Source organism: Carnobacterium sp., assembly GCF_049673005.1.
GTDB lineage: Bacteria > Bacillota > Bacilli > Lactobacillales > Carnobacteriaceae > Carnobacterium_A.
Window position 1 is genome coordinate 1 of record NZ_JBATXB010000111.1, and the last position, 14912, is coordinate 14912.

A 14912-nucleotide genomic window follows, 5' to 3' on the forward strand; every position below is an offset into this window, starting at 1 on the left:
AGGAAATAAGCCATTAGAGCCCGTAGGGAGTTAATTCCACACCAACAAATTCAACTGGTTCATTAATTAATAACATCTGGCAATAAACAGTTGCATAGGGTGGCTAACTTAAACTTGAAATTTACGAAATAAATCCTTTACCTTTTTTCGTAAAATAAAAAATAACACCAATTCTTTCTACAGAGAAAGAAAATGGTGTTATTTTTTTAATTTGATTTAAATTTCTTAAGTGGCCTAGCTACAATTGGTGCAATAATACCAGCAGCAATCGCTTCAGCAACCCCGTTAGTCATTACAATCGCACCTAAAGCTTTGGCCAAAGTAGAAACGTCAATATTTAGAGCCGCTGCGTAATCATCTTTATAGAATATATAGATAAAGAATAAAACCAGTATTGTATTTGTTAAAGAGGCTAAAACGGAAGAAATAATCATGGCTATTGACTCTTTTCCATTCTTTTTTTTGAGAAGATGAAAAGCATAACCAGCAATAAAGCCAACAAGAATACGCGGTACAATAGAAATAATAGGATTAGTAAACAACAACAAATCCAACGGTGAAGTCGGTGCTATAAACGCCTTGACCAAACGACTAACTCCCCAAACCCCACCTATAACCATCCCGTCTTTTGTTCCCAATGTCAATGCTGCAACGATAACAGTGATATGTATGATTGTAGGATTTAGTGGTGGAATAGGAATGTAACCTAAAAGTGGAACAAAGTTTTGAACTAAAATGATAGCAGATAAAATTCCTAAAATAGATATTCGATAAGCTTTTCTATTTCTTTGATACATTTGTATCCCTTCTTTCTAAAATATAGTCTATAGTCAATTACTTAGTAGTTTACAGTATAAGAAATAGAATAGCATTAAAAATAAGTGTAATTTTTTATAAAATTTTAATTTATTAAATTTCTTTCCTACTATAATTCTAATAAATAAAATTGATTAAATCTTTCACTTGCTTTATCTCAATCTTATTATAAATTCTTTTTAGAGAATACATATTGCCTTCTTATAGAACCCACTTAACGTTATTTTATTCGCGAGTATCTCTATTCTTAGTCATAAAATTGCGGCAGAACGATCATAAACTAGAGTATAACATTAGCAAAAAATTATCGTTTAAAAAATTGTAGATCGTACTAAGTATAATCATTTTGCATTATAAAAATAAAAAGCCGGAAATCAAAAAATGATAAACCGGCCTTAGTTAACTTAATTTTTGGCATTCTCAAAAGCTGCAATATACTGTTTCATATATTCAGGTAAATCAGGTGGTCTGCGACTAGATATAATATGCCCATCCGTAATAGCCGGTACATCATGCCAAATTGCTCCAGCGTTAGTCATATCATCTTTGATCCCTGGAGTACTTGTAACATTTACACCTTGTAAGATACCAGCAGAGATTAAAACCCATCCAGCATGGCAAATTTGACCGATTGGTTTCTTTTTTAAATTAAAATATATGATGAAATCAATAACTTCAGGATACCGTCTTAGTTTATCAGGAGACCATCCACCGGGAACTAAGATACCATCATATTCTTCTTTTTTTATTTCCGAAAAATTAAAATCAGATACTGCCGGAACGCCATATTTCCCAATATATTCTTTATTTTTTTCATCTCCAACTAGATTAACGGTTGCTCCAGCTTCCCGTAAGCGATAAACAGGGTACCATAATTCTAAATCTTCAAAATCGTCACTCACTAAAGCAAGTATCTTTTTGTTTATTAAACTCATACTAATCACTCCAATTCATACATTATTAACTAAGTGTAACAACTAATCATGAGAATTGAAAACAATGTTATCTGTATGATAAAAAAAGTTACTAAAATAATCAATCTATTTTTAATTCATTTTCTAAACGAATTCTTCGGTTTATACGACCTAAAAGTACTAATAATAGTTTTTTTTCTTCGTTTGGCCAAGATTTAAATAAGTCTGTTACATAAAATTCGATTTCAAATTTCACGGCATTAATCAATTGATTGGCTTCTTTAGAAATACTCAAAAGAAAAATACGTTTATCCTTACCTTCTTTTTTAATGACGAAACCTTTCTGAACTAGTGCATTAATCTGTCTACTCAATGTTGACTTGTCTAAAGAGAATAGTGTTGTTAATTCTTTTAAAGTTAAAGGCCCTTCAATAAGTTGACTCATAATAGTAAACGATGATTGATTGAGATTATTCTTTTTCAATACTTTTTTCTCAATTGTAGAGTAAAGTTTTTGAAATTCGTTCAGCTGATTGACAAGTTCATAGGCAGATATACTAGTATCCATATAAAAACTCCTTTTTATTATTATGTTTCATTATGAAACAAATATAGTTTCATAATGAAACATAACACGTAAAGGCTTTTAAATCAACTATCCCTTAATCATAAACTCTAATAATTAGACGATTTTAAAAAAGTAGAGAGAGTCTTAATTGAATAACATTTCGTCACTTACTAATCGATTTTCTGTTCTTTTTTGAAATAAACCTAGTACTTCCGCTACTGTTAAATCTTGTTTATCTTCCCCAGAAAGATCAATAATGACCTGTCCTTTATCTAACATAATTAATCGATTCCCATAATTAAGAGCATCTTGCATATTATGAGTAATCATTAAGGCTGTTAAGTTTTCTTCTTCGATTCTTTTACGAGTAAGTTCTAACACGACACTTGCCGTTTTAGGGTCTAAGGCTGCAGTGTGCTCGTCTAATAAAAGTAATTCTGGTTGATTCATTGTTGCCATTAAAAGTGCAATTGCTTGTCTTTGACCTCCAGACAGTAAACCCATCTCGCTATCTAATCTTTTTTCTAAACCTAAATCTAATTTTTTTAAAAGAGTTTTAAAATAAAGTCGTTCATTAGAAGTACTGCCTTTTTTAAGAGTTCTTTTTTGGCCACGACGGTAAGCAATAGAAAGATTCTCACTAACGGTCATTCTTGGTGCAGTGCCCATCAATGGATCCTGGAAGACTCTTCCTATCAAACTCGCACGTTTTTCTTCCTTTAACTTATTCATTTCTTTTTCTTTGATTTTGATTGAACCTTTATCAATCAAAAATGTTCCAGCTATACTATTTAACAACGTTGATTTCCCTGAGCCATTGCCACCAATAATAGTAATGAAATCTCCTTTTTTGACAGTTAAGTTTAGGTTATTTAAAACATTATTCTGATTTGGTGTACCAAGATAAAATGTTTTTGAAATACCTTTTAAAGTTAAAATAGTATCCGGTGTCATAGATTAAGCCTCCTTCTTATTAAAGAAATTTAAATTGAACCTTTGTCTCAAGCTAGGTAATGCTAAGAATAGCGCTAAGACTATGGCTGATATTAGTTTTAAGTCGTTAGGTTGTAGCCCAATAAGCAATACAAATGTAATGATAAATCTATAAATAATTGCCCCTAAAACAACACAGATTAATCGATTAACAAATGTTAAGTTTCCGAAGATAACTTCACCAATAATAACTGAAGCTAAACCAATAACAATTGTTCCAATTCCCATACTTATATCAGCGTATCCATTGTCTTGGGCAATTAAAGCACCAGCACTTGCTACAATACCGTTTGAAAGCATTAATCCTACTATTTTAGTGTGATCGGTAGATATTCCAAGTGAGCGTGCCATTTTTTCATTATCTCCAGTAGCGATAATAGCTTGACCAAATTCTGTTTGGAAAAAGAGAAAAAGAAATAAAATGATAAGAAAAACGAATATGAGACCCATAAAAATCGTATCAAATTGATTTGGTAAAGAAAAATTCTTGAAAAAATCTGTTATTCTATCTTTTCCTAACAAACTTAGATTTGCGCGATTCATAATTCTTAAATTAATCGAGTATAAACCAGTCATAGTTAAAATCCCAGCAAGTAAACCAGGTATTTTAGCCTTAGTAATTAAAAATCCAGTAATTGATCCAGCTAATGCTCCTATAATAAACGCAAAACCGGTAGCTAATAATGGATGAACACCATTTATTATTAAGCGCGCACATACGGCTGCCCCTAAAGGAAATGAGCCTTCGGCGGTCATATCTGGTAAATCTAAGATTCGATAAGTTATAAATATTCCTAGTGCCATTATTCCCCACATTAATCCTTGTGCAGTAGCTGTTGTAATTAAATTCATTTTTCTTCCTGCCTTCTATAATTTATTGATTTTTTATTTTCTCTAATATATTTTCAGGGATAGCAATTCCCAATTCTGTTGCTTTTTCAAGATTGATAATAATCTCGCCTTTTTGTAAATATTGTATTGGCATCGTTTGAGGTTTATTTTCGCCCTTGAGTACGGTTGCAGCCATTTTACCTGTTAGTATACCGAGCTCATATTGGTTTAACCCAACCGTAGCTAAACCACCTTCTTCGACCATCGTATCAACTGCTGGAAATACAGGGATATTATTTTCATCTGCCGCAGCTACTAGAGTACTCATAGCGCTAGCAATAGTATTATCAGTAGGAACCCAAACAGCATCTACTTGATTAACTAATGAAGAACTTACTTGAGAAACATCATTAGTGGAAGAAACAGTCGAAACAGTCGTTTCGTACCCCATTGATTCAGCTATCTCTATTGCTTGTTTAGCTTGAACAATAGAATTATCTTCACTTGATGAATAGAGAATCCCAATATTTTTTGCGTTTGGAAGAATTTGCTTTATTAAGTTGAATTGTTCTTTTATAGGCGTTAAATCACTTACTCCGGTTATATTCCCACCTGGTTTTTCATTGTTTTTCACCAATCCAGCACCCTTTGGATCCGTTACTGCACCGAGAATAATAGGGATTTCTTTTGAACTATTCGCTAATGCTTGAGCAGAAGGTGTTGCAATACCAATCATTAAAGATGCATTCTTATTTACAAAACGCGTACTCATTGAATTCAAATTACTTTGGTCTCCTTGTGCATTTTGAAAATCTATTTCAATTGTTTCGCCATCTACAAAGCCTTCTTCGTTTAACGCGTCAACAATACCTTCGTAAATAATATCCAATGCTGGATGACTTGTCAGTTGCAAGATTCCTACAACTGGCAAACCTTCAATTTTATTCTCCATTGAGTCACCTTTTTCTTTAAAAAAAGCGAATGTTAATACGATACTTAATAAACCAATAAAGCCCATCATTTTTTTCATGAATTTCTTGCCTCCAGTTTTTTTAACTATTAGACTTATTTTTGCTATCTTTTTACCGATTAAAAAATCCTAAAAAAATAAACAGCTACCACAAAAAGTACTTGTGGTAGCTGTTTAGACACAACAACTCCACACAGAATAAATAAAAGTCTACTCTATGTGGAGTTATTTCCCGATTGCTTAAATAAACCAACATAGATACTCATTCAGAATACTTCCTGAAGGTTGTATCTATGAAATCATTTCATAAATCAACCTGTCTATCTTGATTTTGCCAACGGCTATTTAATGTACTACTTGCATCAACGAATTTAATCATAACAGACACTCCTTTATGTTGGTTTTTTAAGCTATTTCAATTAGTCTACTGGTTGTTCTCATAAGAGTCAAGCAAAAATTATGGAATACAGTTAGAAACTAATCTGATAAATAAACAATTCTATCTCCCAATGGTTGAATAGGTCGATTTGTTTTCCCGATATTTTCTTTAAATGCTTGTAATAATCCTTTACGCATGTAAGTTTGATTTTTAAAAACTATCCAATCTACAGGACCTATCGTTGGAGGTGTTGTTAAAGACCCTGTATAATGGAAAAACTGTTTCCTAATGGGTAATAACTTTGCAACATCAACGGGAACTAGCAGACCTCTACCTGAAATTCTTGGATCTAGAGCTAGGCTATCAATCCGAGATTTCTCTAAATTAGCGGGTTCTTTATTAGGTATAACCGTAATACCCAGTACTAAAAGTTCGTTATCTTTAGACCTGTGTACTAAATGCATTTCTAGTGGGAATGATTTTTGGTTTATTTGATGTTCACTAGGTAAATGAAAATGAATGTCATCTAAGATATATCTTTTATGATTAAAAAAAAGCACATTTAGTTCTTCACTAGCTAGCGGTGTCAAATGAACAGTGTGATTAAAAAATGACGTCTCAAATTGAGTTAAATGATACCTTGTACTGAATAGATTATGAAAATCACTTTTTTTAGCGTTTTGATCACATAATTGAATGGGAGATTGTAAACTTTCATCTTCTGCTTTTTTAAAAGCTTCACAAATATTTCTCCAGTTCTCTGGTTTTCGATCTCCTTCATAATACCAATCCATTAATTTCACCTACATTATCTTAAATTTATAAAAACAAGTTAAGTAAATAATACCTTTTTTATACAGGTTTTTTCAACTAATTTATCTTTTGTACGAAAAATGTTACAATGAAAGCTGTGAAAAACATGCAATTGATTGTTTAGTATTTTGATAAGATAAGAATGATAGTAGTGAAAATAGACTAAGCTCTTTTCGCTTAAGTTATAGAAAGAAGGATAAAAATATGTCATTTGATGGAGTCTTCACTCATGCAATGGTTGATGAATTAAAAGTAGGTCTTAAAAATGGCCGTGTATCAAAAGTGCAACAACCTTATAAAAATGAAATTGTTCTTGTCATGCGGGCCAACGGAAAGAATCACAGATTATTATTATCTGCACATCCTAGTTATGCTAGAATCCAACTAACAGACATCCCTTATGAGAATCCTAGTTCGCCACCTAATTTTTGTATGGTTATGCGTAAACACCTAGAAGGAGCAGTATTAGAAGATATTCAACAAATAGGAAATGACAGAATAATTCATTTTACATTCAAGAGTCGTGATGAATTAGGAGATATTCAAAACGTTATGTTGATTGTTGAGCTAATGGGTAGGCACAGTAACCTCTTTTTAGTTGAACAAGACACAAAACGAATTATTGATACAATTAAGCACGTTCCAGTAAGTCAAAATACTTTCCGCACTATCATGCCTGGATCAACATATGTTAATCCGCCTTATCAGGAAAAAATAAATCCTTTTGAAACTGGAAATATAAAAGCAATGCAAGAACTTTATGAAGAAAAAGAAGAAGTATCTTTACAACAACTTATTCAAAAAAAATACCAAGGCATTGGTTCTGAAACAGCCAAAGAAATAGCCTATCGTAGCGAAGGGCAATTAGAAAAAATAAAAAGAGTAATGGAATCTTTTGTCGAAAGTATAGATTCAAAAAATCTTAAACCTACTTTGACTACTCTTAATAAAAAAATATTTTTCACACCGATTCCCTATCTTAGTTTAAATGGAGAATCTGAAAGTTATGCTACTTTAAGTATTCTTTTAGATCAATATTATCAAGTTAAAGCTGAGAAAGATCGAGTTCAACAACAAGCTTCTGACTTAATCCATATTGTCCAGGTAGAACTACAACGCAACATTAAAAAAATGAAAAAACTTGAGAAAACAATGCAAGAAACTGAACAAGCTGATGATTATCGTTTACGAGGAGAAATCCTCACTGCTTATCTTCATGAACTACACAAAGGTCAAAAGGAAGCTACTTTACCGAATTTTTATGACGATGATCAACCTTTAAAAATTAATTTAAATCCTAGAAGTACACCCTCTCAAAATGCGCAAAAATTTTTCTCGAAGTATCAAAAATTAAAGAATGCCATTATTTTTGTTACGGAACAAATTCAGATAACCAAAGAGGAAATTAATTATTTAGATTCTGTCTCTACTCAGTTAGAGCTTGCAACACCTAGAGATATTGCTGAAATAAAAGAAGAATTAGTTCAACAAGGTTATTTAAGAAAAAAATACAAAAAAAATCAGAAAAAACAAAAAAAACTTAAGGCGAGTAGTCCTGATAAGTATGTTTCAAGTGATGGAGACATTATTTTAGTAGGTAAAAATAACTTGCAAAATGACTTGTTGACGATGAAAACAGCTAGAAAGTCTGATATTTGGCTACATGCTAAAAATATTCCGGGTTCTCATGTTATCATTCAAAATAATAACCCTTCTGAACAAACTATTAGCGAAGCTGCTAACATTGCTGCTTATTTTTCTAAATCACAGTTATCGGCTTCTGTTCCAGTTGATGTTGTAGAAGTCAAAAAAATAAAAAAACCAAATGGTGCAAAACCAGGATTCGTTATCTATGAAGGACAACAAACTGTTTTTGTAACTCCTGATAGAGAACTAGTTAACCAGTTAAAAGGACAAAAATAACGTTTTTTTTGCCACTCTATCTTCGTGATTTTTAAATTAACAATGAAAAAAATACACACTATAGCTTTTATTTATAAGCTATAGTGTGTATTTTTTCAGGTTTTAATCATTCCAATGGATAGGATCTTGTTTCCATTTTTTTAAAAGAATCATATCTTCCTTGGTAATTGCTCCCGCATCTAGTGCTACTTCAATCAATGATGTATAATTTGTTAACGTTTTTAAAATGATTCCTTGATTTTTAAAATTATCCATTCCTTTTGGTAATTCGTATGTGAAAATAGCAGCGACCCCTAACACGACGCCTCCATTTTCTTTGAGTGCATGAGTTGCTTCTAGAACACTTCCACCCGTCGAAATTAAATCCTCTATAACGACTACTTTTTGACCCACTAACAATCTGCCTTCAATTTGATTGCCTTTACCATGATCTTTAGCTTTGCCTCTAATATAAATCATAGGTAAACCTAAAATATCTGCAACCCACGCTGCATGTGGTATGCCCGCGGTAGCTGTCCCCGCAATAACATCTACATCAGGATAAGTTGTTTTTATTAACTCAGCCATATTTTGAGCAATTTCTTTCCGGATAACTGGGTAGCTCATTGTGATACGATTATCACAATAAATAGGACTTTTCATTCCACTAGCCCAAGTAAATGGATGATTTGGACTTAGACTAACTGCCTCGATATCTAATAAGTGTTTTGCAATCATTTTTTTTGTAGTCATTTAGTTTTCTACTCCGTTCCATTGGTTTTTGATTGAATGATAAGCCGTTAAAGGATCCTTTGCCATTGTGATTGGACGTCCTACAACGATATAACTCGCACCATTTTCTCTAGCGAAATTTGGGGTCGCAATTCTTTTTTGATCTCCTTGCTTATCTGTTTTCAATCTTATTCCAGGTGTAACACATAAAAAATCATTAGATGTCTGTTCTTTTATTAAACGAGCTTCCAATGCTGAGCACACGACACCATCTAAGCCCGAATTTTTGGTTAGTTGTGCGTAGTGAATGACACTTTCTAATAAAGGAACTTCAATTAGCTGTTCTGAGCGCATCGCTTCTTGCGTGGTAGAAGTTAATTGTGTAACAGCTATCAATTTTGGACGCTCTCTTCCAGCTGGAGTCCCAGCAAAAATCCCCTCCATTGCTGCTTCCATCATTTCTTTACCACCTGCAGCATGTACATTTATCATATCAATGTCTAATGCCGCTAATCCTTGCATAGAACGTTTTACTGTATTCGGGATATCATGTAATTTTAAATCTAAAAAAACATTATGACCAAGACTTTTTATATAGTTTACAATCTCGGGACCATTTTGGTAATAGAGTTCCATTCCAACTTTCACAAATAATGACTCTTCTTTAAATTCATGTAAAAAACTTTTTATCTCCGAGCTTGTAGAAAAATCTAGTGCAATAATTGGTTTATTTTTCATTCTGCCTCTCCTTTTCTACTTCTTTTATTAACTCTTCGATACTCTTTATCCCAAGTTCTTTCATTCGAATTGGAAGTGCTTCAATAATCTCTTTGCACGCTAGCGGATTCTTGTACTGAGCTGTTCCAATAGCAACGGCACTTGCCCCAGCCATAATCATCTCAAGAACATCATCAGCAGTAGTGACGCCACCCATTCCAATAATTGGAATGGAAACTGCTCTAGAAACCTGATAAATCATTCTTATCGCTAACGGTTTCAGGGCTTTTCCAGATAATCCCCCAGTTTTGTTTGAAAGGTAAGGTTTTCTTGTTTCTAAATCAATCGCCATACTTAAAAGAGTGTTAATCATACTGATGCCATCTGCACCTCCCTTTTCGGCTGCCTGAGCGATAGCAACAATATCTGTTACGTTTGGAGTCAACTTTACGTAAACGGGTACAGTAGCCACTTTTTTGACTGCCTCAGTCATTAAGCGAACAGCTTCTGGACTAGAGCCAAATGTTAATCCACCTTCCTCAACATTTGGGCATGAAACATTTAATTCAAGTGCACTTATATACGGTGACTGACATAATTTTTTTGTTACTTCAACAAATTCTTCAGTTGTTGAACCGGCTACGCTAGCGATAATTGGTGTGTCAAAATTTTTTAATGCAGGTAATTTTTCATTCACAATAACGTCTACACCTGGATTTTTTAATCCAACCGCATTCAATACACCCGTATCTAAATGGTGGTAACAAGGTTCTGGGTTTCCAGTACGTGCTTGACTCGTTGTTGATTTGATTATAATAGCGCCTAATAAATTATAATCAAAATTATCCATATAAAGTTCTCCGAATCCAAATGTACCACTAGCTGGCATTATTGGGTTTTTAAGATTAAGACCGGGTAAAGTAACACCTAATTGATTCATTCCTGTTCCTCCTAATAAATCTTTTTTAGATTATATTAAAAAATAGGTAAAGTAAAATTTTTGCAACAAAGTCTATAATGATTGAGTCATAAACGTTCTAGCTTCTAAAACTCTTAAAATAGCTCTGGCTGTATCTAATGAAGTTAATAACGGAATTCCATGTTCAATAGTACTTTTACGAATGAGTTCTCCATCTTTTACATCTTTTTTTGTACGACCAATCGTATTAATAACCAACTGAACCTTACCTCTTGCGATAACATCTAAAATATTTTCATCTCTTGTTTCATCTAATTTCGCTATCGATTGAACAGGGATGTGTTTACTTTTCAAGAACTTTTCTGTACCAGTTGTAGCGATAATCTGATAACCAATACTATGAAACCGCTGAGCTATTGAATAAGACTCTTCTTTATCTTTATCTGTTAATGTCAGCAAAACAGTTCCAAAGTCAGCCATATGCAGCGAACTTGCTTCGAAAGCTTTATAGAGTGCTTTTTCAAGTGTACGGTCACTTCCCATCACTTCTCCTGTTGATTTCATCACTGGGCCTAAAACAGCATCCACTTTTTGTAGTTGAGCAAAAGAAAATACGGGAGCTTTAACGTGAACATAGGTTGATTCTGTAACTAAGCCATCTTTGTACCCTTGGCTTTTTAACGATTGTCCTAAAATAACATTGGTCGCTAACTCAACGATAGGTACATTGGTTACTTTGCTTAAAAAAGGAGCCGTTCGACTAGCATGAAAATGAACTTTATTAATGTAAACTTGGTCTTCAAACACAACAAACTGACTGTTCATTAGCCCAATACAATTTAAGTGTTTTGCTAATTGCATAGTGTATTGAATAATTTTTTCTTTTATTTCTAAATTTAATGATTGCGGTGGGTAAACAGCCATCGAATCACCTGAGTGAATTCCTGATCGTTCGATGTATTCAACAATACCAGGAATTAAAATATCTTCTCCATCGCTTATAGCATCGACCTCAACTTCGATACCATTCATATATTGAGTAATCAACAATGCTGAATAAGGCGAAAGGTTTTGTGAATGATTCATATAGTTTTCTAAATCAAATTGACTTTCAATAATTTCAAGCTTTTTTTCATTAAATTTTGAAACAGGTCTTATTAATACTGGATAACCTATATTTTTTGCACTTGAAAGAGCATCTTTTTTATTTGATACTATAGCACTATTTGATTTGGGAATTCCTGAATCCGCCAAGGCTTCTTCAAAAGAGGTTGGGCTTTCACTTTGAACAATGTCAGAAATAGCTGTTCCTAAAATCGGAATTGACAAGTCATGTAACGCTTCTGCTAACTTAGAAGCAGATTGACCACCAAACTGTATCATCACTCCAATAGGGTCTTCTAAACGAATAATATGCATAACATCTTCTAAGGTCAATGGTTCAAAATACAACTTATCTGAAATTAAAAAGTCCGTTGAAACTGTTTCAGGATTATTGTTTACAACAATGGCTTTATAACCAGCTTTTTGAATAGCTTTAACGGAATGGAAGATTGCATGATCAAACTCTATTCCTTGTCCGATACGAGTTGGTCCAGACCCTAAAACGACAACCGATTTTTTAGAGTTTGTTGGAATACTTTCATTTTCTTCCTCGTAAGTACTATAAAAACCAGGTGACTTGTCCTTTCCTGCCAGTGAGTAGGTTCCTAGTTGTTTATAAACAGGAACAATTCCATTATCATAGCGAAAAGCTACAACTTTTTCCGTAGTAGTTTCCCATAGCAAGGAGATAAATTCATCTGAAAATCCAAAAGATTTAGCGTATACTAGTTTATCCTTATCAAAGAAATGATTTCTTAACTCTTTTTCGATTTCAACAATATGAGCTAATTTATCTAAAAAAAACAAGTCAATATTTGTATCTTTGGCAATTTTTTCAATAGGATAACCTCTGCGAATTACTTCTGCTAAATAAAACAAACGATTATCTTGAGCATGAAGAATTTTTTGGAAGACTTCTTCGTCTGTCGCAAAAGCTGTTTCTTCAAGAAAAACATGAGTTATCCCTATTTCTAAAGAACGAACAGCTTTGAGTAAGGATTCTTCTACCGTCCGTCCAAATGCCATTGTTTCTCCAGTAGATTTCATCTGCAAACCTAATTCTCTGACTCCTTTTTCAAACTTATCAAATGGCCAGCGCGGAATTTTTGTTGCAATGTAGTCCATAGCGGGTTCGAATTCTGTTATGAAGTTATCGCTTCCTTGTTTTTTTATTTTATCGAGGGTTAATCCTACTGCTAGTTTAGCCGCGGTTCCTGCAATAGGGTAGCCCGTTGCTTTACTAGCTAGAGCAGTCGAACGGCTTACACATAGGTTGACTCCTAGTATAAAATAATCTGAAGACATAGGATCTAGAGCCATTCGAATAGTACAACTTCCTTCGACTTTTAAAGCACGAATAATCGTTAAGCAAGCATCACGAAGTACTTGATGTTGCTTGTCTGTTAGTGTTTGACATGGGGAAAATACAATCGAGTCTCCTGAATGTATTCCAACAGGGTCAAAATGCTCTAGGTGGCAACTAACCATAGCTTGATCTTTGTTGTCACGAATCACTTCATACTCAACTTCTTTATAGCCTAAAACATGCCTTTCAACTAAACATTTATTTAAGGGCGAACGAACCAAACTCTTGCTAACAGCTGAAGTTAGTTCTTCTAGATTGTTGCAACTTAATTTGACCGATCCAATTTTATGGCTCATTGGTCTGACTAATAAAGGAAAAGCAACATTCTCAGAAAAAGCGAGAGCCTCTTCTATAGTGTGAACAACACTACTTTCTAACGTTGGTTCATTTAGTTCTTCTAAAAACAGTTTGAATAAATCTGGATACTCGGTTGTTTTAATGGATTGTAGTTCTGTTCCTAGCAATTCAATTCCTAATTCTTCTAGCAGTCCTGAATCAACTAATTCCATCGTCGCGTTTATAGATGTTCTTCCTCCTAAAGTTGGGATAAGTGCATCCGGTCGTTCTTTTCTTAGAATTTTTGAAATGAATTCTACAGTTAATGGCTCAATATAAACCCGATTAGCAATTCCTTTATCTGTCATAATGGAAGATGGATTAGAATTAATTAGGATAACCTCATACCCCTCTTCCTTAAGAGATAGACAAGCTTGAGTACCAGCGTAATCAAATTCTGCAGATTGACCAATAACTATCGGACCGGAACCAATCACCACTATTTTAGTTAAATCTGTCCGCTTTGTCATATCCTTTCATCCTCCTTCCAATGATCAACTACATCCATAAATTGATCAAATAGATGCCTTGCATCATGAGGTCCTGGTGCAGCATCTGGGTTAAACTGAACACTGAATGAAGGAAACTGGCGATGCTTTATCCCCTCCACAGATCCATCGTTTAATTCAACATGAGTCACCGCTAAATTGTTCTGATCAATAGAATCATGCTCAACTAGAAATCCGTGATTTTGTGTAGTTAAATAAAAATCTCCAGAAGCGAGTTCTTTAACTGGATGATTTAAACCCCTATGTCCAACTTTCATTTTTACAACGCTACACCCATTGGCTAATGCCATGAGCTGGTAGCCTAGCCCGGTTCCAAATAAAGGGATTTTACTTTGAATCGTTTGAATCATTTTTAGAACTGCTGGTAAATCATTGGGATTGCCAGGGCCATTTGTTAATAAGATTCCATCTGGCTCTAAGTTAAAAATAGATTCGGCGGTTGTATCAAAAGGTAAAACCGTTACTTGACAGTTTCTTTTATTTAGCTCTTTTAACAGACTATGTTTTAAACCAAAATCTATCACAATAATATTTCGCCCATTCCCTGGACTTACATATGGTCTTGAAGTAGATACTTGAGCTACTTGTTGAATAGGCAAAACCGTTGCCTTTAACTGATCAAATGCATGAGCAAAATCATCTTGAGCATCAACAATCGTTCCACGCATAACACCTTTTTCTTGAAGAAGATGCATTAGTTTTCGAGTATCAACTCCAGCGATTCCTGGAATTTTTTTATTTTTTAAAAACTCATCTAAGTTCATCTGACTATGCCAATTAGAAGGCACTCGTGCAAATTCTTTAACGATAACAGCTTTACAGGTTGGCTCAATTGACTCATAATCATCCCGATTAATTCCCGTATTTCCAATTGAAGGGTAATTAAAAACAATCATTTGTCCATTATAAGATTGGTCGGTAATGATTTCTTGGTATCCGGTCATCCCTGTTGTAAAGACCACTTCTCCAATAGTATCAATTAAAGAACCAAATCCTTTCCCTTTAAAAACGGAACCATCTTCTAGTAGCAGTATCCGATCCAT

13 protein-coding genes are annotated in these 14912 nt (G+C 33.7%); 1 reads left to right on the forward strand and 12 read right to left on the reverse strand.

The window, feature by feature from the left end:
• Nucleotides 1–206 precede the first annotated feature (206 nt).
• From WBF61_RS08070 to WBF61_RS08100, 7 genes are all read right to left on the reverse strand, one after another.
• Complete coding sequence (locus tag WBF61_RS08070; protein ID WP_424255493.1) at nt 207–797, reverse strand: ECF transporter S component; 591 nt, start codon at nt 795–797, stop codon at nt 207–209.
• Nucleotides 798–1220: 423 nt separating this feature from the next.
• On the reverse strand, nt 1221–1751 hold the full coding sequence (locus tag WBF61_RS08075) for a type 1 glutamine amidotransferase domain-containing protein (RefSeq protein ID WP_424255495.1): 531 nt from the start codon (nt 1749–1751) through the stop codon (nt 1221–1223).
• 100 nt (nt 1752–1851) lie between these two features.
• Entirely contained in the window at nt 1852–2298 is a 447-nt protein-coding gene (locus WBF61_RS08080) for a MarR family winged helix-turn-helix transcriptional regulator (RefSeq protein WP_424255497.1), read from the reverse strand.
• Nucleotides 2299–2442: 144 nt separating this feature from the next.
• The gene (locus tag WBF61_RS08085; protein ID WP_424255499.1) at nt 2443–3252 is read right to left on the reverse strand and encodes an ABC transporter ATP-binding protein; all 810 of its coding nucleotides are present in this window, start codon (nt 3250–3252) and stop codon (nt 2443–2445) included.
• A gap of 3 nt (nt 3253–3255) precedes the next feature.
• Nucleotides 3256–4143 carry an ABC transporter permease gene (locus WBF61_RS08090; RefSeq protein WP_424255501.1) on the reverse strand — a complete coding sequence of 296 codons (888 nt, stop codon included), beginning with the start codon at nt 4141–4143 and terminating at the stop codon, nt 3256–3258.
• A gap of 22 nt (nt 4144–4165) precedes the next feature.
• Complete coding sequence (gene trpX / locus WBF61_RS08095; RefSeq protein ID WP_424255503.1) at nt 4166–5152, reverse strand: tryptophan ABC transporter substrate-binding protein; 987 nt, start codon at nt 5150–5152, stop codon at nt 4166–4168.
• Nucleotides 5153–5569: 417 nt separating this feature from the next.
• The gene (locus WBF61_RS08100; RefSeq protein ID WP_424255505.1) at nt 5570–6265 is read right to left on the reverse strand and encodes a carbonic anhydrase family protein; all 696 of its coding nucleotides are present in this window, start codon (nt 6263–6265) and stop codon (nt 5570–5572) included.
• Between the two features lie 223 nt (nt 6266–6488).
• Between WBF61_RS08100 and WBF61_RS08105 the strand changes: the two genes are divergently transcribed.
• Complete coding sequence (locus WBF61_RS08105; protein ID WP_424255507.1) at nt 6489–8207, forward strand: NFACT RNA binding domain-containing protein; 1719 nt, start codon at nt 6489–6491, stop codon at nt 8205–8207.
• A gap of 102 nt (nt 8208–8309) precedes the next feature.
• On the opposite strand, the gene pyrE is transcribed toward WBF61_RS08105, so the two are convergent.
• The 5 genes from pyrE to WBF61_RS08130 form a co-directional block, all read right to left on the reverse strand.
• On the reverse strand, nt 8310–8939 hold the full coding sequence (pyrE, locus tag WBF61_RS08110; RefSeq protein ID WP_424255509.1) for an orotate phosphoribosyltransferase: 630 nt from the start codon (nt 8937–8939) through the stop codon (nt 8310–8312).
• Entirely contained in the window at nt 8940–9656 is a 717-nt protein-coding gene (pyrF, locus tag WBF61_RS08115; RefSeq protein ID WP_424255511.1) for an orotidine-5'-phosphate decarboxylase, read from the reverse strand.
• A complete protein-coding gene (locus WBF61_RS08120) occupies nt 9646–10575 on the reverse strand; it encodes a dihydroorotate dehydrogenase (protein WP_424255513.1) in 930 nt (309 codons plus the stop codon). The genes pyrF and WBF61_RS08120 overlap by 11 nt, the downstream gene beginning before the upstream one ends.
• Before the next feature lie 72 nt (nt 10576–10647).
• Nucleotides 10648–13830 carry a carbamoyl-phosphate synthase large subunit gene (carB, locus tag WBF61_RS08125; RefSeq protein ID WP_424255515.1) on the reverse strand — a complete coding sequence of 1061 codons (3183 nt, stop codon included), beginning with the start codon at nt 13828–13830 and terminating at the stop codon, nt 10648–10650.
• Nucleotides 13827–14912 carry a carbamoyl phosphate synthase small subunit gene (locus WBF61_RS08130; protein WP_424255517.1) on the reverse strand — a complete coding sequence of 362 codons (1086 nt, stop codon included), beginning with the start codon at nt 14910–14912 and terminating at the stop codon, nt 13827–13829. The genes carB and WBF61_RS08130 overlap by 4 nt, the downstream gene beginning before the upstream one ends.

Coding starts and splice junctions, on each gene's coding strand:
- WBF61_RS08070 (WP_424255493.1), bottom strand. CDS start 797: ATGTATCAAAGAAATAGAAAAGCTTATCGAATATCTATTTTAGGAATT.
- WBF61_RS08075 (WP_424255495.1), bottom strand. CDS start 1,751: ATGAGTTTAATAAACAAAAAGATACTTGCTTTAGTGAGTGACGATTTT.
- WBF61_RS08080 (WP_424255497.1), bottom strand. CDS start 2,298: ATGGATACTAGTATATCTGCCTATGAACTTGTCAATCAGCTGAACGAA.
- WBF61_RS08085 (WP_424255499.1), bottom strand. CDS start 3,252: ATGACACCGGATACTATTTTAACTTTAAAAGGTATTTCAAAAACATTT.
- WBF61_RS08090 (WP_424255501.1), bottom strand. CDS start 4,143: ATGAATTTAATTACAACAGCTACTGCACAAGGATTAATGTGGGGAATA.
- trpX (WP_424255503.1), bottom strand. CDS start 5,152: ATGAAAAAAATGATGGGCTTTATTGGTTTATTAAGTATCGTATTAACA.
- WBF61_RS08100 (WP_424255505.1), bottom strand. CDS start 6,265: ATGGATTGGTATTATGAAGGAGATCGAAAACCAGAGAACTGGAGAAAT.
- WBF61_RS08105 (WP_424255507.1), top strand. CDS start 6,489: ATGTCATTTGATGGAGTCTTCACTCATGCAATGGTTGATGAATTAAAA.
- pyrE (WP_424255509.1), bottom strand. CDS start 8,939: ATGACTACAAAAAAAATGATTGCAAAACACTTATTAGATATCGAGGCA.
- pyrF (WP_424255511.1), bottom strand. CDS start 9,656: ATGAAAAATAAACCAATTATTGCACTAGATTTTTCTACAAGCTCGGAG.
- WBF61_RS08120 (WP_424255513.1), bottom strand. CDS start 10,575: ATGAATCAATTAGGTGTTACTTTACCCGGTCTTAATCTTAAAAACCCA.
- carB (WP_424255515.1), bottom strand. CDS start 13,830: ATGACAAAGCGGACAGATTTAACTAAAATAGTGGTGATTGGTTCCGGT.
- WBF61_RS08130 (WP_424255517.1), bottom strand. CDS start 14,912: ATGGATCGGATACTGCTACTAGAAGATGGTTCCGTTTTTAAAGGGAAA.